Genomic DNA, 18,457 nt, shown 5'->3' on the forward strand with positions numbered 1-18,457 from the left:
GGCCGACAGGACCATCAGCAGGCCGAACGCTGCTCACCTGGCGTTTCGGCGAGCTTGTGCTGGGTAATGAGGGGATTTTCCTGCCGGCCCATGGTCCAGTTTTTGCCCAGTCGCACGGTCGCATTGGGCGCGCACCATATCTCACCCGAACTGTCGAGCGCGGTGACCCAGATCAGGTTGTGTTCCTGCCCGTAGTCGATGATCCCGATCGCGTAGCCGTCGCCTTTGCCGACAACGTGAAGGGGAACAGTAGGATTGAGCTGCGTAAACATGCGGGCGTCTCTCGGGTAGGGACCGGGCCGGCGCGGCTGGCACGCCGGCCCGTCCTGGCTTATTCGCTCTTCTCGGTGCCCGGCTTCGAGGTCTTGGGCGCCTTGCCGTCCTCGACGCGGCCCTCGTTGCGCAGATCACGCCCTTCTTGGGCCTTCTTCTGCGCCTCGGGCGACTTGCCGTGTTCGTTCAGCTCTTCCTTGACGTAGCCGGCTGCTTCCTTGGCCTTGCCTTCGATACTCATGGCTCTCTCCAAAATTGGACTTCCGCGCTTGTGCGTGGTGAATACTAATTGCACGAGAAGCGATTTGGCTCCTGTGAACAAAAGTGACCATTAGGCTGCGATGTATTCACAGTACGGGAAGTATTATTGAGTATCTCGGGAACTTTTTTGAATTGTGCGAACGGTGAGCCGACAGCAAGGCAAAAGGGAGAGGGCAGCGGTACCGGGCAGTGCAAATGGGCAGAGGGTAGAGGGGAGAGTCCGACGGGAACGGGGGCCGGGGGGCAATTGGGGCGCGGTGTGCTGACGTGCAATGCCTCCAGCGGAAAGGCTGCGATCTAAAGTCGGGTCTGCAGCCGAGCCGATGTGCGGCAGTCGTCGGAGGGGATAGTTTTCAGTCGCTTGGGTAGGCCCGGAATAGCAGGCAGAAATGGTTGGGCGCCCCGCCTGTGGAGCGAACGCGCTCTTTGCTGCGCGCGAGCGGGCTGAGCGCCCGGCTTTTGCGCATTTATGGCACCGAGCCCGTTGGGGTCGCGTCCTTGCGGGAGCAATTTGGCAGGCTCGAGTTCGATAACCGCAGCGCCAAATTGGTAAAGCTTCTGACCTTTCGTCATTCGCCTGCCGTATCGTGAAATTTGCGCTTAATCTCCGCAATGTCCGCTTGGACCGGGGGAATGCGAAGCCGCATCCGTCGCAGCGATCGGAGTATGATCCGTGAGACGGCGTAATTACGAAACCATTTATGATCGGAGGGGATCACGTACCAGGGTGCGATCTTCGTACTCGTGCGCCGCAGCATCTCTTCGGCCGCCGCCTGATATTCCCGCCAGAGCTTTCGGTCGTCGTAATCAGCCTCGTCGATCTTCCATTGGCGTGACTTATCTTCCAGCCGGCGGCGGAAACGCTTGAGCTGTTCCTCGGCCGAGATATGCAAATAGAATTTGCAGATTTCAGTGCCATTTTCGGCGAGAAGCGATTCGAACGAATTGATCAGCGCATAGCGTTCGGCCCAGATTTCCCGCGGAACCAACTTGCGCACCCGCTCCGCGAGTACGGCCTCATAATGCGAGCGGTTGAATATCGAGATCTCGCCTTTTGCGGGTGTCCTCCGGTGCACCCGCCACAGGAAATCGTGCCGTGCCTCCGCCTCGCTTGGTTCGCCGAAAGGGGTGACTTTTACGCCCTGCGGGTTCACGCCAGAAAATACATGCCGGATCAGACCGTCTTTTCCCGATGCGTCCGGACCTTGCAGCACAATCAGTAGTGACCGATCGGCGCCAGCATAGAGAAGGTATTGGGAATCGCCGATACTCTCGACCAGCCGCTTGGTTTTTGCCTTTGTTGGAATTCGCTCCGTGCTGCGGCAAGCTCGGGTCTCAAGCGCGTCAAGGTACACTGCGTCGTGCGGATGTACACGGAATTTGCCGGCGAACCCCATGAGGCTGCCCTAAACCGCAATCAGACGAGTTGAAAAGCCATCGACTTTTCCCGCCCGGCCGAGGGTATCACCTCGTTGACGCGATCTGTCCGAAGTCGAGCATTTTTCTCGATAACGCATGATCTCAGAACCTTCGCCTGCGAGTTCGAAAGCCGCGTCTAGCTCCTCTGCGGCTGCGCATTTCATGATTTTCTTCGCCGGAGGTTTCATTAGCGGCGCCGCAGCTCCTAACCTCGCATGGCATACTAAACGCGAGGGATCAGACGTGGTTGCTAGCCGAGATCGAGAATGACCGCTTCGGCAGATCCCGGCAGCGGATGCATCTCTCGTGCACTTGACGCTTCTTGCTCCGATTGGATCATAGCCTGATCCGCACCCGCGCTATCGTTCGTCGCGCGCCGATGGCCTGTGCTCCTGATCGCCAGACTGGGCTGAATGCGAAGAGGAGCCGCGGCGGTTCGGCATCTGTATTTCTTCCGAGCAATTGGAGTCGCTGTTGCGATGCGGGAAAAACCGTTCCACTACGGTCACGGCCGCGAGTAACGTCAGCGCCAATACGGTGCCGGCCAGAACCAGAACATATTGGCCGGCACCGGCGGTTATTCCAATGGCAGCTGCCATCCAGAGACTGGCTGCAGTCGTCATATTGCGCACGTCTCCCCCGCGCACGAAAATAAGGCCGCCGGCAATAAATCCGATGGCTTGGGCGAGCCCCTGAATCACTCTGACGGGATCGCCCTCGCCATGCGTTTCAACCAGTTCCAGCGCGGAAAGGGTAAGCATGCCCGAACTGAGCGCCACCAAACCGTGTGTTCGCAGGCCTGCATCATGACCTCGTCGCTCCCGCTCAAAGCCAAGCGCGAGGCCCAACACGGTCGCGAGGCCGAGCCGCATGAGTGTGGTCACCAGGTCATCTTCAAGCATTTTGGTGCTCATCCATGTCATGACCATCGCTCGTATGTAATGGTGGAGCGAATACCTATCGGCGTTCGCGGTAAATCTGCGATGGTTGTCACTAAAGCGGAAACGCCGGGCTGGCCTATTCGTTCAACTTTAAGCGTCGCCTGGCCATTTGTTCGCGTCAAACGCTAAGCGGACAAGTTTCGCGCATGGCGCGATGAGGCACGGGACCGAGCGACGTCACTGCCCGTGCGTCGAACAAAGCAAAAGCGTTATGCTGGCCAGAGAGCATTGCCGGGCCGTAACAGCGCTGCAACTCGGACTCGGGTCGGTACAAGGCAGGAAAATCGCGACTCAGCCGCTGGCATCGTCAGATTTCCAATATCGCATAGGGCCTGCCGAACCGTTCGGAGACCACGAACTGCGCGCAGTTGTAGACCGGAACGCCGCGCATCGTATGCCCTTCGTAAGTGCCGCGATGGGCATGGCCATGGACGACGGCTTTGACATTCTCGAACCGGTCCACCGCATCGGCCAAGCGTGATGAGCCCAGAAACGGAAATATCTCGGGCGGTTCTCCTGCGACGGTTTCCACCACCGGTGCATAGTGCAGGACGGCAACAGCGCGATCGGTGCGCAGAGATCGTAGGCCGTTCTCCAGCTTTCGCGCTTCGCCGATGGCCTCATCCACGAAAGTCTTGATTGCCGTTTCTCCGAATGCGCCAAGTTCGCCGCGTCCGAAGCCGCCAACGAAACCCTTGACCCCGGCAAATCCCACGCCCTCGATCTCAACCGCCTGATCGTCTAGGATCCTGACCCCTGCCTGGCGCAGGATTTGCGCTACCGTTTCGGGGCTGCCGCATTCGTAATCGTGGTTTCCCAACACGCCAACCATCGGGATCGAGCATCCTCGCAGGTCCTCTGCCAACCGCTCCGCCTCGCTCGCCTTGCCGAAGTTGGTCAGGTCGCCGCAAAGCGCCAGGACATCGGCATTGCGGGAAATTTCCTGGAACAGGTCGCGGTACCGTCGGGTGTCGTCGTCGGTGACATGAAGGTCGCCGATGGCGGCCAGACGCAGCGGGGGCGCAGGTTCAGTGGTGGCGTTCATGCTTCTCGTCCAATCCTTTCCCGACAAGATCGGCAAATCCCCATTCGCTGATGTCGGTGAGATAGTCTCGCGGAGAGAACAGCCTGCCACGGCAGATGCGCACTTCCGCGGGGGGCAGTTCCGCCTGCGCGCGAATGCGCTCGATCAGCGTATCGAACAGCCAGCGCGGGATCAGATCGCGTTCGGTCGGATAGATGAAGCGGAAATTGAGCACATGAAGCAGCAGCACTTCCCAGTGGAGCTCCATCAGTGACAGCAGGCGGTGCCAGTCGATATCTTCATGCCGGCGAAGAATTGTATGGGCGACATCGGCGCCGTCGTACCGGTAGCGGTCCTGGATGAAGGCCTTGGAAACAATGAATTCGGTGGGAGGGGTTATACGTATCTGCGTGCCGTAGACTTGCGCGGTGAAAATCTCGCCAAACCAGGAATCCGTGATCGGGATCGACGCGGAAGACATGTTGAAGATCACGTCGAAGAACGCTTCACCAGACCAGACTTTCGCAATCCACCGTTCGTCCTCCACTGTGACGCGGTAGCCCTCTGCCTTGAAGCGCGCGAGCAGGCGCGGCGCATCGCCGGGCTTGCAGAAGATGTCGATATCCTTGGTGGGGCGAACCAGGCCTGTGTGGCAAGTCAGCGCGTAAGTGCCTGAAAGTAAGTATGGAATGTCCCAGCCCGCCAGCAATTGCAGGCTGTGCGCATAGAACTCGACCGCGTTCGACGGCGGGTCGAAGCTATGCTCTTCACGGTGCGGGTCGTCTGGGACGGAGACTGTAGCCACGGCGCATCCTCTCGCGTGATCAACCGAGACCGGGCCCGCGGGTTCCCTCGCGATGATCGGTGGGAACCTGCGAGCTTGATCGAGATTGAATCCTGGCGGGCAGGACATGCTTTCTCCCTGCAAACCCATTGGGAGAGACATCATGCCGAGAGGCGACAAGTCGAGTTACACCGACAAGCAAAAGCGCAAAGCCGAACATATCGAGGAAGGCTACGAGGATCGCGGCGTCAGCGAAAAGGAAGCGGAACGCCGTGCCTGGGCGACCGTGAACAAGGAATCCGGTGGCGGAAAAAAGTCCGGCTCCGGCCGCGGCAAGAAGGAAAGTCACGCGTCTTCGCGCAAGGGCGGCCGTATTGGGGGTTCTTCGCAAAGCCACGCTGACCGGTCCGCCGCCGCGAAGAAGGGTTGGGAAACACGCCGAAAGCGTGCCGGCGGCTGACACTTTTACCAGAGCCCGCACAATTGCGGGGAGGTCGCCGCTTGGCGCCCTTCCCTAGGAGATGGAACATGAGCGACAATCAGGCCGGCCCGGTGATGCAGCCAAGACGCGGCCGAAGTACCGGGAAGTGGAAAACGAGATGATCCGCGCGCCGGTCGCAAAGGGCAAGCGACCGAGGTCCGCGACCGACCCGCATGGCAATAGCGAGGGGATAGGGGACAGCAAGGAGGGTGCGGCACCGCCGCGCAACATTCACGAAGTGCGGAAGGAAAATCCTGATGGCTTCCGGGCAAGAGCCGGCGACGCCGGAAAAGGCAGCGCTCATCCGCTCGAAGGAACGCCCGGTTGAGCGTCATTTCCGTGTCCTGCAAAGCCTTTATCGCGCGTTGGAGCGGGAAGACGTAGCCCCTTCCGCCGAGTTTTCCGATCATGTCGTACCTGGGGAAGGGCCGCCCCATGCCCGCGTGATGCTGGTGGGGGAGCAACCTGGAGATCAGGAGGATCGCGCCTGCCGCCCCTTCGTAGGCCCGGCAGGCCGATTGCTGGACGAATGCCTGCGGGAAGCCGGCTTGCCCCGGGACGAGGTCTTCGTCACAAACGCTGTCAAGCGCTTTAAGTTCGTGCAGCGGGGTAAGCACCGCTTGCATCAGCGGCCCAAGACCGACGAGATTGCCCATTATCGATGGTGGCTGGCGGAGGAAATCCGGCTGGTCGACTCCCCCACGATCGTCACGCTCGGCGCCGTAGCGCTACAGGCCGTCACCGGTCGGCGGCAGACGCTCGCTTCGGTTCGGGGCGAAGTAGGGGAGTGGGAAGGACACCGTCTGATCGCTACCGTGCACCCCAGTTTCGTGCTGCGCATTCGCGGCGCGAATGACAGGGCGGCCGAACACGCGAGACTGGTCTACGATCTGCACCGCGCGGCGCGTCTCGGATAGAGCGGACGACAATGGAGTGCGAGCCAGTCAGGATGGACGCCGGCTTTCGCGCACCCGTTCTTCCACCCAGTTAATCAGCAGCGTATTGTAGGTTTTACGCTGCTTCTCGTCTTGAAGCGCGTGATCGGCCCCTTTCAATATGCGGTAATTCAGCGAAAGGCTGCGGCGGAACGAAGCCATGTACGAACTGATCGCGGCGTGCGGAACGTAATCGTCGTGTTCGGATTCCACGATCAGGACATCACCGGCAAACTTTTCGCATGCCGCAAGCGCGCGGTCCTGATGACCGCTGCGGAAGTGGCTGCGATACCGATCGATTTCGGTGCGATCGAGAAGAGCCTTGGGCACATCCCATTCGGAATCCGGGTAAAGTGCTGGAACGCGCAAGGCAAGCCACGCCACAGGGCGTTCGGCGGTCAGCAAAGCTGCCAGATATCCCCCGTAACTGGTGCCGACCACGGCAATGGCGGACAGATCGACGCCGGGTTGTGAGACCAGAAAATCGTAGGCTGCGGTCACGTCTGCCAGACCATCAGAACGAGTGACGCGACTTCGGTCCTCATCATGGCGGGCGTGACCGCGCAAATCGAAGGTAAAGCACACGCATCCCAGCTGCGCGATTTCTTCCGCCCGCTCCAGGTCCTGCTCCTGGCACCCACCCCAGCCGTGAATGAACAGTACGCCGGGGGTCAGCTTCGCCGGGGTCAGGACAGTTCCGTCCAACGTCTGGCCGCTGATTTCGAGCCTGACCTGATACTTCGTCTTCATTCGATCACCATCACATATTTCGTCATCGGGCCGGCGACCGGATCGATCCCCGCGTAGTAGACGATGGCGCCCGGCGGCGCAGCGTCACAGTCTCCATGGACTTCGACGGTGGCGCAAATCACCTCATCGCGCTGCGGGTCTGCGGCGAAGCGCTCAAACGCGGTGATCTCTGCCGGTGTCGCTCCGCCGACCCGCCAGCTCTGTTCCAGCACGCCAATGCGGCTGCGACCCAGATGGTCCCGTCCGCTGGCAACATCGTAATTCCGGCGCGATGCGAACATCCCTGAAAAGCCTTCAAAGATCGTCCGGTCGTAATGACGGGCCTTCTCGATCGCTTCGGCCAGTTCGTGGGAAAAATCGCGGGCGGCAAGTTCTGCCATCCCGCCGCGCACGGCGTGAAGACGTGTCCCGCCGTAAACGGTGTGTCCGCGGCGATCGACAGTGATCGCCTGAGTTCCCCAATACGCGATGCTGCGGTCGAAAACCCTGCTCGATCCGATGCTGAAGGTTTTCACATCCGAAAGGTTCTGTTCCAGCACGAGCCCCTCTCGCCGAACCTGATCGGGGTCCAGGCGGCTCAGTGCGGTTTCCAGCTCCTCCGAGCTACGGACTACCATTTGTCCGCGCCCTGCGGTGGCTTCCACCGGCTTGATACGGACGGGGCCGGATTCCAGCAGATCGGTTGCCGCTGCCAGCGCATCAACGAGATCGAACGTGGAAAAGCCCGGAAGCACCGTTTCACCCAAGGCTTTACCCAAACCCTCGTTCCAACCTTCGGGCACTGCGCGCGCACCCCGCACGAGCGGATGGCCAACGGCCTTTGTCGCGATGAAACGGAAAGGCACCACACCGCCATAGAGATCGCCCTCACACGCAATGCCGAGTTCGCCGGCTTGAGTGGTAAGAAGAGTGTCGCTGGGAATGAAATAGGGTCTGGGTTGACCCTCACTGTCAAAGCAGGTGATCCGGTCGTGCTCTTGGCAGGAAACGCCGCGGCATAAACCCGCCAGTCGCCGTGCCACTTCATGCCGAGCCGACCGGTCATGCTGGTTATCGTGCTGGTCCGGTGTCGGGTTTGCCTCGGAGAAATCCGCACCCATCGATGTTCGCCATATGTTGCTTAGTCACCATCGGGGGTAACGCGCGAGACGAGACGGGGATGCCTGGCGGTCGATCTTCCGGTCGTGGGCAAGAGGCGGCGCAGCGACAACCGAACGGCAACGAGGTTGGCGGAGGTGCGGTTCAGTGGGCGTGAGAACAGCGATTACCGATCGATTGAGGGGGGCCTTAGACTGTGTCCCGGGGCGTGGTGTAGCTGAAGCCGAGGCGCCGCGCATTTCGGCATCCGTCTGGGCCGTTCATGCTCCTGGGACTGCTGAGAGCATGGTGATTGGATTGTCGCTGACCGGCGCCATGGTTTCAAGGGTCATATAGCGGGCACGCTGGACGGCCCATTCGTCTGACTGTTCCATGAGGATAGCGCCGATGAGTCGGGTGATGGCAGCCTCATTGGGGAAGATGCCGACGACATCCGTGCGGCGTTTGATTTCGCCGTTGAGGCGCTCGATGGGGTTTGTGCTGTGTAATTTGGCGCGATGCTCGCGCGGGAAGGTCATGTAGGCCAGCACATCGGGTTCGGCTTCATCCATCAGGTTTGCCAGTTTGGGCAGTTTGGGTCGCACCTGATCGGCCACGGCACGCCATTGCTGGCTGGCGGCCTCGGGTGTTTCCTGAGCGAAGGCGGTGGCGATGAAGGCGGAGACAACCCTGCGGCCGCTTTTACCGGCATGAGCCAGCGCATTGCGCATGAAGTGAACCCGGCAGCGCTGCCACGTGGCACAGAGCAGTTTGGAGACGGCTGCCTTGATGCCTTCGTGCGCGTCGGAGATGACCAGCTTGACGCCGCGCAGTCCTCGGCGCGTCAACTTGCGCAGGAAGGCGGTCCAGAAAGGCTCGGCTTCCGAGGCGCCGATGTCCATGCCCAGCACTTCGCGGCGACCGTCGCTGTTCACGCCTACCGCGACGATCACCGCCACCGAGACGATCCGCCCATTCTGCCGAACCTTCACGTAGGTTGCGTCGATCCAAAGGTACGGCCAATCCCCTTCGATCGGGCGGTCCAGGAAGGTATGCACGCGCTCGTCGAGCTCCTCACATAGGCGGCTCACTTGGCTCTTGGAGATGCCGTCCATGCCAAGCGCTTTGACCAGATCGTCCACTGAGCGGGTGGAAATGCCCTGGATGTAGGCCTCCTGGATCACCGCAGTCAGCGCCCGCTCCGCCATCCGACGTGGTTCGAGGAAAACGGGAAAGTAGCTGCCTTTGCGCAACTTTGGGATCCGCAGCTCGACAGTGCCGGCCCGCGTCTGCCAGTCGCGCTCGCGGTGCCCGTTGCGCTGAACAAGCCGGTCGGGAGACTTCTCGCCGTAGCCAGCGCCAGTCAGGTTGCCGACTTCCATCTCCATCAGCCGCTCGGCGGCAAACGAGATCATCTCGCGTAGAATATCCGCGTCCGGGGTCTTCTCTACCAGCGAACGCAGGTGCATCATCGGATCGGTCATCGTGATTCCTTCCGTCAGGTTCGAGTTTCGCAACCCAAACCTATCCGAAAATCACGGTGACCACCTCAACCCTCAGCTACACCACCTCCCGGGACACGATCTGTAAATGGATCAATGATTGCGACGTTTGCTGGCTGCGGAGCTCACCGTTGTGGCTTCTCGCAATGAAAGGTTTCAGTCTTTAAAGTGCTGCGCTCCGCTGGGCGAGCAATTCTTCGGAGATGCGATGAGAAGGGTTCTGGCAGATATCGCGCGAGCGCGGCGGCTACCCAATTGGGGCATGAACGACCTTCGTTCCCAGCAAGGCCTAGTCTCGCAGCGGCCCTCGAGGAAATGCTCTAATCGGTCTGGCAATGGGCTGCGGCCGGCTCAAGGCGTCGTATCGTTGGCTGCTGAATGTGATTGGATCGGCCGAACCCGTAGCCCGCAAATCGGGTTTTAATTCCGCTATCGGTCCGCGCGAAGTGATGCAAAAAAACATCATAAGATGCTCAGTGCCTAGCCCAAAATTGTTCGCCCACGACCGCACTCGGCCGCAGTTGTATATTAGGCAAATATTAGGCAAAAGTTTATCAGCACGGTCTAAGTGCTTGAAAAGACTGGTGACCCCTACGGGAATCGAACCCGTGTTTCAGCCGTGAGAGGGCCGCGTCCTGACCGCTAGACGAAGGGGCCGTAAAGACCAGTCGCGACTGTCCGGAGACTGTCGATATGGTGACCCCTACGGGAATCGAACCCGTGTTTCAGCCGTGAAAGGGCCGCGTCCTAACCGCTAGACGAAGGGGCCAGAAAAGGCATTTTTTCTGCACTCAGCGCACCGAAATGGTGACCCCTACGGGAATCGAACCCGTGTTTCAGCCGTGAAAGGGCCGCGTCCTAACCGCTAGACGAAGGGGCCATTCCGAGCTGCGCCGGAGGCAGGACCGGCCCTCTAGCGGTGGTCCCCCGGGGGGTCAAGCCCCTCTGACGAGAAAAATGAGCTATGGGTGTCGGTTGTTGAAATCAGTCGAGGAAAGCTGCGTCGTCGACGTGTAATTCCGCCTGCGGGCGACTGCCCCAATCGTCGATTTTCGCGCGACCGGCCAGCCAGAGCCGACGTCCCTGCGTGGCGTGGAGCAGTGCCTGGCCCAGTTCGGATTCGGCGGCACGAAAAGCCATGGCCTTGAAGCGCCCGCCATCATTGCCGCTTACGATCAGGCGGACATGGTCGGCACCAACGGTATCCGCCTTGATCACTCGGACCGGGCCGACGGCCACGCGCGGGCCGGGCCAACCCATGCCGTAGGGGCCGGCGCTTTCCAGCGTTTCCACCAGTTCGGGCGTAAGGCCGCCGGGGGCGAGGGCGAGATCGAGCAGCATCGATTGATGGGCGCTGGCGAGGGCGACATCGTTGCCGAGGCGCGAATCCAGCCATTCGGCCAGAGCGTCCACCTTGTCCGGTGCGATGGTGAGGCCCGCAGCCATGGCATGCCCGCCACCGGCGACCAGCAAACCAGCCTCGCGCGCGGCGATGATGGCGGCGCCAAGGTCGACGCCGGAAATCGATCGGCCCGAACCTTTGCCCTGTCCTGCCTCGTCGGCATCGAGGGCGATGACCAATGTCGGCTTTCCGGTCTTTTCCTTGATTCTACCGGCCACGATACCGATTACGCCGGGGTGCCAACCCGCGCCTGCGACAACCACGACCGCGCGGTTGTGCTGCGCGGCCAGTTGCGCCTCGGCCGCTTCCTGCACGGCCTGTTCGATGGCACGGCGCTCATCGTTCAGGCGCGAGAGTTGGGCGGCGATGTCACGGGCCTCGTCAGGGTCTGTCGTGGTGAGCAGGCGCACGCCAAGCGTCGATTCGCCCACGCGGCCGCCGGCATTGATGCGCGGGCCGAGCGCGAAGCCAAGATCGGAACAAGTGGGCGCGCGATTGAGGCGGCTGGCGTCGATCAGAGCCGACATGCCGATATTGTCGCGCCGAGCCATGATTTTGAGGCCCTGCGCGACGAGCGCACGATTGAGGCCGTGCAGGGCGGCAACGTCCGCGACGGTGCCCAGCGCCACGAGGTCGAGCAGCGCGAACAAGTCAGGCTCTCGCCGGCTCGCGAAGAATCCCTGGCGGCGCAGCACGCGCACGGTGGCGACAGCCAGCAGGAAAGCCACGCCCACCGCGGCGAGATGACCATGCGCGGCGGCAAGTTCGCTCTCGTCCAGTCGGTTGGGATTGACCAGCGCCATCGCGCGCGGAAGCACGGCAGCGCACTTGTGATGGTCCACGACCACGACGTCGACGCCGGCGTTGCTGGCCATCTCCAGAGCTTCATAGGCCATGGCGCCGCAGTCGACAGTGACGATCAGGCTGGACCCTTCGCCGGCGATTCGCACCAATGCCTCTCCGCTCGGGCCGTACCCCTCCAGCAGGCGATCCGGAATATAGTACCGTGCCTCATGCCCCAGCTCGCGCAGAAGGAGGATCAGCAGGGCGGCGCTGGTCGCGCCGTCCACGTCGTAGTCGCCGTAGACGGTAACCGATTCGCCCGTCAGCACGGCCTGCGCCAGGCGCTCCGCAGCCGCATCCATGTCGCGAAATTCCGACGGATCCGGCAAGAAAGAGCGCAGCGAGGGGTTGCGGTGGCGGTCCAGATCCTCACGCGGGACACCGCGCGAAAGCAGCAACTGGGTGACGATATCGTCGATGGACCCGCTGCCGACGCCGGAACCCGGTTCGGAGAGGTCCATGTTGCCGCCGCGCCAGCGCCAGGATTTGCCGGAGAGCGAGCGATCTACGCCGAAGACGGATGCGGGTCGGGAAGCCATTCAGGCCGGTTATACCAGCGCGAAGCAGACGGGAAGACGCGGATATGCCGATGGCGGGTGTTCTGGCGGCATTGATCACTAGGGAACCGCTTCAAGCGGGCGTATAGTGCCGGCAAAAGCCGAGGAGAGGGCTGCCATGACGATACGCGCGGAACAAGCGAAGTGTCCGCCTGCTGGCTGGAAAGGCTGAACCATGCTGGCGATCATCTGGCACAGCCGCACCGGCGCCGCGCGCGCAATGGCCATCGCCATCGCGGAAGGGGCGGGGCAATCGTCCTACCTGCTTCCCGCCGCCGAGGCGATGCCGGCCATTCTACTGGGCGCGAGTGGATATATCTTCGTCTGTCCCGAGAATCTCGGCACGATGTCGGGAATGATGAAGGAGATGTTCGACCGCTGCTATTACCCTCTGCTCGGCAGGCTTGAAGGGCGCCCCTACGCCACCGCCATTGCCGCCGGCACCGACGGCATGGGCGCACAGGCTCAGGTGGACCGCATTGTCACGGGATGGCGGCTGAAGCGTGTTGCGGATCCGTTGATCGTGCATGTGAATGCGCAGACGCCCAAGGAAATTCTTGCCGAAAAGACGGTTTCGCATGGCGATCTCGATGCGTGTTGCGAACTAGGCATGGTCTTTGCCGAAGGACTGGCGCTGGGCATCTTCTGAAGAGTCTGCGTTGGCACGGCATGGTTAATGCTTGTTCATCGTGAAAATCTGACTCGACGAATGTTGAATATTGGTGCCAATTGTTCGCGTGGAAATGGATGATCCCGTGAGCTTGGGGCTTTGTAATAACGACGCGCGATCGCGTTCGGGGACCACCGGCATTTCTTTGTTGTTTGCCCCCCCGTCCAGGCCGTCGGTTGCCATTATCGAAGGGGTGCTGGCGGCAAGTGACGGCGGCGCGCCGACGGCACGGGTCAGCCATCGCCCACCTGCCGAACAGGGATGGCTCGAATTGCTCGCAAGCGGGCTCACTTTCGACATATCGGGCCTTGCGCCGGCCAAAGCCGCTTCGGTTATGCCTTCGTGTCATGTCTATGGGTTCGAAACGCCACCCAGGCTGGACGAGCTTGAGGCGATTGATCTGATGCCGAGCGGCCATATCGCCGGGGGCGGAACGATGCCTCCGGTCGTGCGCACGCTGGTGGGCCTCGCGGCCGCATTGAGCCTGCAACTGCCCGTTTCGGCGGTTGTGTGGCATTTTGCCGGCACGGTCATGGCGCCGGGCTATTTCGCACGGATCGTGATGAACTGGCTCAGCGGCGGCGCATTCCCGGCCTTGGGTCTGTCGGCGCTGGCGCAGGCGGACGACGGCAGCATTGCCAGTCAGGGGCTGGAGGCCTTTTGCGGACAGGAATTTCAACTTGAAGCGCGGCAGGGTGAGGCGCAGGCGGATACCGTGAAGCTTGCCCTGCGTGTGGCCGATTACCTTGTGCGCCGCGGACCCGTAACGTCGCCCACACCGATCGAGGGAACAAGCTTGCTTGCAGAACCTTCGCAGGTCGGCAAGCTGGTCTGGATCTGGCGCCAGGATTGAAAGGGGCGGCAGACCACTGCGAAAGCCCCTACCTTTTCGGGCGGTGAACCTGCGGCATCACCCAGACTACGATCCCGGGCTCCAGCGGCACCATCTGCTGCCGCGAGAATTGCTGGGGAGACATGCCTTCGCACGCATGTTCGCAGCCGTTGGCAACGAGCGGGCCCATTTCGACAATTTTCGCGAGAACGGCTTGCTACTGCCATGCAACGAGCGTGCGGTGCTGCGTATGGGGCTGCCGCTGCACAGGGGGCCGCACAACCGCTACACCGAACTCGTCATGGAACGCGTTTCGCAGATCGAGGCGCAATGGCTGCTGGGCAAGGCGCGGAACCCGCGCGGCGCAGCGACCGAAGCGGAGATGCGCCTTACCTTTCTGCGCCGTGCGCTGCGGCGGCTTTTGCTTTCTCGCCGGGCTGTCCGTCCGCTGCTGAACCGGCATGATCCGTTCGGTGCGGACCTCGATTTTTCCGATCTGGATGCCGCAGCGGATATGCTCTGGCTTGGAACAGGGACGAGAGACGTCACGCACCCCGTCCCCGTGCCTCAGCAAATGCCGGTTCGTCCGCTCAGCTCGATCTTCGCGGCCTGATACTGTGCTTCCAGTGCGGCGACACGATCGGCAACCGATTCGATCCGCTCCACCGCGCCAACGCCTTGTCCCGCGCCCCAGATGTCCTTCCACGCCTTTGCCGCAGTGTTGCCGCCGGAGCCGAAATCCATCTGGTTCTTGTCACCCTCGGGCAGATGGGCCGGATCGAGGCCAGCCGCCAGGATCGAGGAACGCAGGTAGTTTCCGTGCACCCCGGTGAAGAGACTGGAATAGACGATGTCTGCAGCATGGCTGTCGACGATGGCCTGCTTGTAGCTTTCCGCCGCGTTAGCCTCGGTTGTGGCGATCCAGGGGCTGCCGACATAGGCGAAATCGGCGCCCATGGCCTGCGCCGACAGGATCGAGCGGCCGCAAGCGATGGCGCCGGAAAGCGCCAGAGGGCCGTCGAACCACGCGCGAATTTCCTGCATCAGCGCAAACGGCGATTGCGTTCCGGCATGGCCGCCGGCTCCAGCGGCAACTGCGATAAGTCCGTCGGCACCCTTTTCGACTGCCTTTCGGGCGAAACGATCGTCGATGACGTCATGCATGACCAATCCGCCCCAGCCATGCACTGCGGCGTTCACCTCGGGTATCGCCCCAAGCGACGTGATCACCAGCGGCACCTTGTGCTTTTCCAGAACCTTCAGGTCTTCTTCAAGCCGGTTGTTGCTTTTGTGGACGATCAGATTGACCGCAAGAGGCGCGCCGCAGCCCGACGTTTCTTCGGAAATTCTGTGAAGCCATTCGTCCAATTGGCTGGCCGGCCGCGCATTGAGCGCCGGAAAGCTGCCGACGATCCCCGCGCGAAGCTGGGCAATCACCAGATCGGGATTGGAAACGATGAACATCGGGGCGGCAATCACGGGAAGGCGCAGGTGGGAGAAGAGCGCAGGCAGGGTCATGTCCGGTCCGTTTAAGTGATCGATTAAACTGCGGCATAATCGGCTACCGTCACCCTGTCGAGAGCGGCATAGCGCCACGGCGTTACCGCATCGGAAGGACCGCTTGAGGCGTGACCTTCGCATGGCGAGGTGTAATAGACAGCACTGTCGACCATTAATGGGCCAAGCAATGGCCCGGATCAGGAGAGGATTTCGCCATGGCCGAAGCGGCAACCGCCACGCTGGATTGTTCGGACATCGATCAGTACCTCGGCAAAGTCATCGATTCCTCGCCGATCCGCGAACCGCTGGGCAACAACGACATCCGCCGATGGGTTCAGGCGATGCACTATGCAAACCTGCTCCACTTCGATCCTGCCTATGCCGCGGCAAGCCGGTATGGCCGTCTCGTCGCGCCGCAGAGCTTTCCGATCGTCATGGACGACGGCCACGGCACCGCGCCGTCTTGCGTCGGCTGCATCCCCAATTCTCACCTGCTCTTCGGCGGCGACGAGTTCTGGCACTATGGCCCCCGCGTGTTCGGCGGCGACACCGTTACCAATGAGCGCATTCCGTTCGACTACGTGCTGAAGAACACGGGCTTTGGCCCCACCTGCTTCCAGCGCGGCGACAACTTCTATCGCAATCAGCATGGCGAACTGATTGCCAAGCAGCGCTCTACGGCGATCCGCTATCTTGCCCATGCCGGCGGCGATACCGTCAACACGGCGGAGTTCGACGAACCCGAATGGACGGACGAGGAACTGGAGAAGCTGGAAGAGCGCAAGTTCGCGTGGATCCAGATGATTCACGATCTGGGCCACAAGGAACGCTGGTGGGATGATGTGAATATCGGCGACCAGCTTCCCGAACGCGTTTTCGGGCCGCACACCGTTGCCAGCTTCACGACTGAATGGCGTTCCTATCTCTTCACGACCTGGGGCACGCTGGATCGCCGCGAGCTTGATCTTGCCGCCTTGGGCTTCACGCCGGAAATGGCTGGTCACGAGAACGATCCGCATATGGAGCGGATCAACCCCGAACTGACCGACGGGGCCTATTTCGGCCCCTCGCGCGGGCACCTGTTCCCCAAGTATGCACGCAAGATCGGTATGCCGCGCGCTTATGGCTATGGCGCCTCGATGGGGGCCTGGGTGACCGATTATCTGGCCGGATGGGCCGGTGAATGGGGCATGGTGGTCCACTCCACCGCGAACTATCGCGGTCCGGCGCTTTCGGGCGATGTCACGATCCAGACGGCCGAAGTGGTGGACAAGATGGTGGACGAAGACGGCCGCCACCTTGTCCAGGTCAAGCACAAGATGGCGAACCAGAAGGGCACGCTGATGTGTGCCGGTCTGGCAGAGATTGCGCTGCCGAAGAAGCCGGGCTGAGTCGTCAGGCGGGCATGGTCGTGACCGGCAAATCGGGTGCGGCCCTGGGATCGGGGCCGTATCCGTTCGCGCCTTTTGTGCCGGGCGCCAGCAGCAAAATCAGATAGACGAAGCCGAACGCAGGAAACAGGATCCAATCCAGATAGCCCGTGACGGCTTCCATGCTGCCGCGCGCTTGCCACCCGGCGGTGCGTGTAACCAGTTCGAGCGCCAGATTCTGGATGGCCACGAGCGGCATCGGCAGGGTCCACCATCCACGATAGCCGATGTCATGCATACGCCGCGCAAACAGCGCAAAGCCGGGGATCATGGCAAGGACGGTAATGGCGAACCGCGTCCATTCCAGCGTGGCGCCGGAAACCGTGAGCGAAGAGACCGCGCCGGCAACGGTGTCCACCAGCAGGACCAGGGCGGCCCACGAGATCAATTCGCTGCGCGTGGCTCGGCCCGATACCACGAAAGTTCGACGTACGGACTGAGTAGCGAGCGTCAGCCAGAGTTTAAGCGTATCGTTCATGAAATCGCTTCGATTCCGTGGGTGCTGGCATCCAGTCCGGCGCGCTCGGCACTTTCCGACATGCGCATTGGAAACAGGATCGAGGCCATCAGGGCGGCAATGGCGCTTACCACGGCAGACCACAGGCAAACTACACCTAGCCCTACTGCCTGGGCAAAGGTTTGTGAAACCATCGTGTAGCCGGCGGCATATCCGGTTCCGCCCAACTGAGGGTTTTGAAAAACGCCTATCAGAAGAGTCCCGGCCGCGCCGGCCAACCCGGCCGAGGCAAAGATGCCGAGTGCATCGTCGATTCGCATGCGGCCGAGCAAGGCAAGGCCCGGCAATGCGATCAGCGCGCCAACCGCGCCAAGCACCAGCGCCGCGCCGGGGGATACGTAACCCGCACTGGGCGCCACGGCGGCAAGGCCGGCCAGAATGTAGGTGCCAGGGCCGGCAATCGTCCGGGCGCGATCGACGGCAAGGCGCGCGGCCGCCAAGCCGGTCAGCAGCGCGGCTGCCATCGCGACGTGGGCATTGATGGCAGCGGCCGCGGCAGTATCGTTGGCCGCCAGCGCCCAGCCTGCGCAAAGTCCAAGTCCGCCTATCCACAGCAGCGCACTGCCCACGAGCGGCATGGCCGACCGGTTCCCGACGCTGGGCGGCGCAAGCCGGCGGCCCATCATCATGGCAACGACCAGCGAGGAGACGCCGGCCGCAACGAACACCACCAGTCCGCCCGCCCAATCGAGCGTGCCGACCGAACTGGCCAGCCATCCCCCGCCCCAGATCCAGTGCGCGACCGGCGCGCCGATCATCAGGGACCATAATCCGCAAAACAGCAGCACCCAGCCGAACCGGGCCCGCTCTGCCCAGGCGCCGGTCATCAACGCGGGGGCGAGCGTGGCGACAGCCAGCTGGAAAAGCACGAAGGCGCTCTCGGGTACGGCGGTGCCAACCCGCAGTACGCCAAGCCGGATCAGCATCCAGGCGTTGCCCGCCCCGATCCAGCCTCCGCTTACGTCTCCAAAGGCCAGCGTATAGCCGACGACCACCCAACTCAGGGTGGCGACAGCGACGATGGCGAGCGCCTGAAATATCACCGACAGGGCGTTACCTTCCCGCAATCGGGCCGAATGGATAAGCGCTATGCCGGGCAGCGCCGCCAGCAAGACCAATGCTGTCGCAGCCAGAAGCCATGCCGTATCGCCGCTGTCTGCAACGAGCGCCGGGCCGGCAGCCGGTTGTGCCGCACAGGGCGCCGCATTCACAAATCCTGCAAGAAGCAGCCCCACGGCAACCGTGTAGCGCTTGGTCAT

At 61.9% G+C, this 18,457-nt stretch carries 19 protein-coding genes and 3 tRNA genes; 6 read left to right on the plus strand and 16 right to left on the minus strand.

The genetic code is table 11. The features are described from left to right. Positions 1–14 precede the first annotated feature (14 nt). From ACZ1JC_RS00005 to ACZ1JC_RS00030, 6 genes are all read right to left on the minus strand, one after another. On the minus strand, positions 15–272 hold the full coding sequence (locus ACZ1JC_RS00005) for a hypothetical protein (protein WP_465138064.1): 258 nt from the start codon (positions 270–272) through the stop codon (positions 15–17). Between the two features lie 59 nt (positions 273–331). Continuing rightward, a complete protein-coding gene (locus tag ACZ1JC_RS00010) occupies positions 332–514 on the minus strand; it encodes a hypothetical protein (protein ID WP_465138065.1) in 183 nt (60 codons plus the stop codon). A gap of 589 nt (positions 515–1,103) precedes the next feature. Next, positions 1,104–1,931, minus strand: a complete 828-nt coding sequence (locus tag ACZ1JC_RS00015) for a PPK2 family polyphosphate kinase (RefSeq protein ID WP_465138066.1) — start codon at positions 1,929–1,931, stop codon at positions 1,104–1,106. Between the two features lie 381 nt (positions 1,932–2,312). Next, positions 2,313–2,855 (minus strand): MgtC/SapB family protein, encoded by a 543-nt coding sequence (locus tag ACZ1JC_RS00020; RefSeq protein ID WP_465138067.1) that lies wholly within the window; start codon positions 2,853–2,855, stop codon positions 2,313–2,315. 346 nt (positions 2,856–3,201) lie between these two features. Next, a complete protein-coding gene (locus ACZ1JC_RS00025; RefSeq protein WP_465138068.1) occupies positions 3,202–3,939 on the minus strand; it encodes a metallophosphoesterase family protein in 738 nt (245 codons plus the stop codon). Next, a complete protein-coding gene (locus tag ACZ1JC_RS00030) occupies positions 3,923–4,723 on the minus strand; it encodes a nucleotidyltransferase family protein (RefSeq protein WP_443478419.1) in 801 nt (266 codons plus the stop codon). The genes ACZ1JC_RS00025 and ACZ1JC_RS00030 overlap by 17 nt, the downstream gene beginning before the upstream one ends. A 142-nt stretch (positions 4,724–4,865) precedes the next feature. Here ACZ1JC_RS00030 and ACZ1JC_RS00035 point away from each other — a divergent pair, with 142 nt between their 5' ends. Next, the gene (locus ACZ1JC_RS00035) at positions 4,866–5,162 is read left to right on the plus strand and encodes a plasmid stabilization protein (protein WP_465138069.1); all 297 of its coding nucleotides are present in this window, start codon (positions 4,866–4,868) and stop codon (positions 5,160–5,162) included. 278 nt (positions 5,163–5,440) lie between these two features. Then, on the plus strand, positions 5,441–6,100 hold the full coding sequence (locus tag ACZ1JC_RS00040; RefSeq protein WP_465138070.1) for a UdgX family uracil-DNA binding protein: 660 nt from the start codon (positions 5,441–5,443) through the stop codon (positions 6,098–6,100). Positions 6,101–6,127: 27 nt separating this feature from the next. On the opposite strand, the gene ACZ1JC_RS00045 is transcribed toward ACZ1JC_RS00040, so the two are convergent. The 7 genes from ACZ1JC_RS00045 to recJ form a co-directional block, all read right to left on the minus strand. After that, positions 6,128–6,868: an alpha/beta hydrolase family protein gene (locus ACZ1JC_RS00045; RefSeq protein ID WP_465139937.1), complete on the minus strand. Its 741-nt coding sequence runs from the start codon at positions 6,866–6,868 to the stop codon at positions 6,128–6,130. Continuing rightward, on the minus strand, positions 6,865–7,968 hold the full coding sequence (locus ACZ1JC_RS00050; protein ID WP_465139936.1) for a DUF3182 family protein: 1,104 nt from the start codon (positions 7,966–7,968) through the stop codon (positions 6,865–6,867). The genes ACZ1JC_RS00045 and ACZ1JC_RS00050 overlap by 4 nt, the downstream gene beginning before the upstream one ends. 258 nt (positions 7,969–8,226) lie before the next feature. Beyond that, complete coding sequence (locus ACZ1JC_RS00055; protein ID WP_465135341.1) at positions 8,227–9,429, minus strand: IS256 family transposase; 1,203 nt, start codon at positions 9,427–9,429, stop codon at positions 8,227–8,229. A gap of 600 nt (positions 9,430–10,029) precedes the next feature. Next, positions 10,030–10,104: transfer RNA gene (locus ACZ1JC_RS00060), tRNA-Glu, on the minus strand. Between the two features lie 37 nt (positions 10,105–10,141). Continuing rightward, positions 10,142–10,216: transfer RNA gene (locus tag ACZ1JC_RS00065), tRNA-Glu, on the minus strand. A gap of 36 nt (positions 10,217–10,252) precedes the next feature. Then, a tRNA-Glu gene (locus ACZ1JC_RS00070) sits at positions 10,253–10,327 on the minus strand. A 104-nt stretch (positions 10,328–10,431) separates the two neighbouring features. Continuing rightward, positions 10,432–12,231 (minus strand): single-stranded-DNA-specific exonuclease RecJ, encoded by a 1,800-nt coding sequence (gene recJ, locus ACZ1JC_RS00075; protein ID WP_465139935.1) that lies wholly within the window; start codon positions 12,229–12,231, stop codon positions 10,432–10,434. A 193-nt stretch (positions 12,232–12,424) separates the two neighbouring features. On the opposite strand from recJ, the gene ACZ1JC_RS00080 reads away from it, so the two are divergent. From ACZ1JC_RS00080 to ACZ1JC_RS00090, 3 genes are all read left to right on the plus strand, one after another. Then, entirely contained in the window at positions 12,425–12,898 is a 474-nt protein-coding gene (locus ACZ1JC_RS00080) for a flavodoxin family protein (protein WP_465139934.1), read from the plus strand. Positions 12,899–12,992: 94 nt separating this feature from the next. Then, entirely contained in the window at positions 12,993–13,772 is a 780-nt protein-coding gene (locus tag ACZ1JC_RS00085) for a hypothetical protein (RefSeq protein ID WP_465140260.1), read from the plus strand. Positions 13,773–13,815: 43 nt separating this feature from the next. Further along, on the plus strand, positions 13,816–14,364 hold the full coding sequence (locus ACZ1JC_RS00090; RefSeq protein WP_465140259.1) for an AHH domain-containing protein: 549 nt from the start codon (positions 13,816–13,818) through the stop codon (positions 14,362–14,364). Here the strand turns inward: ACZ1JC_RS00090 and ACZ1JC_RS00095 are convergent. After that, positions 14,319–15,269: an NAD(P)H-dependent flavin oxidoreductase gene (locus ACZ1JC_RS00095; protein WP_465139933.1), complete on the minus strand. Its 951-nt coding sequence runs from the start codon at positions 15,267–15,269 to the stop codon at positions 14,319–14,321. The two genes, ACZ1JC_RS00090 and ACZ1JC_RS00095, sit on opposite strands and share 46 nt — an antisense overlap. Positions 15,270–15,466: 197 nt before the next feature. Between ACZ1JC_RS00095 and ACZ1JC_RS00100 the strand changes: the two genes are divergently transcribed. Beyond that, positions 15,467–16,642: an FAS1-like dehydratase domain-containing protein gene (locus ACZ1JC_RS00100; protein WP_465139932.1), complete on the plus strand. Its 1,176-nt coding sequence runs from the start codon at positions 15,467–15,469 to the stop codon at positions 16,640–16,642. A gap of 4 nt (positions 16,643–16,646) precedes the next feature. Here the strand turns inward: ACZ1JC_RS00100 and ACZ1JC_RS00105 are convergent, their stop codons facing one another. Together ACZ1JC_RS00105 and ACZ1JC_RS00110 are read right to left on the minus strand one after the other, a co-directional pair. Beyond that, positions 16,647–17,159, minus strand: coding sequence for a DUF805 domain-containing protein (locus tag ACZ1JC_RS00105; protein ID WP_465139931.1), 513 nt, complete (start codon positions 17,157–17,159; stop codon positions 16,647–16,649). Further along, entirely contained in the window at positions 17,156–18,457 is a 1,302-nt protein-coding gene (locus ACZ1JC_RS00110; protein ID WP_465139930.1) for an ammonium transporter, read from the minus strand. Before ACZ1JC_RS00110 ends, ACZ1JC_RS00105 begins: the two co-directional genes overlap by 4 nt.

This window comes from Sphingomonas sp. BL-S-28, assembly GCF_055521515.1.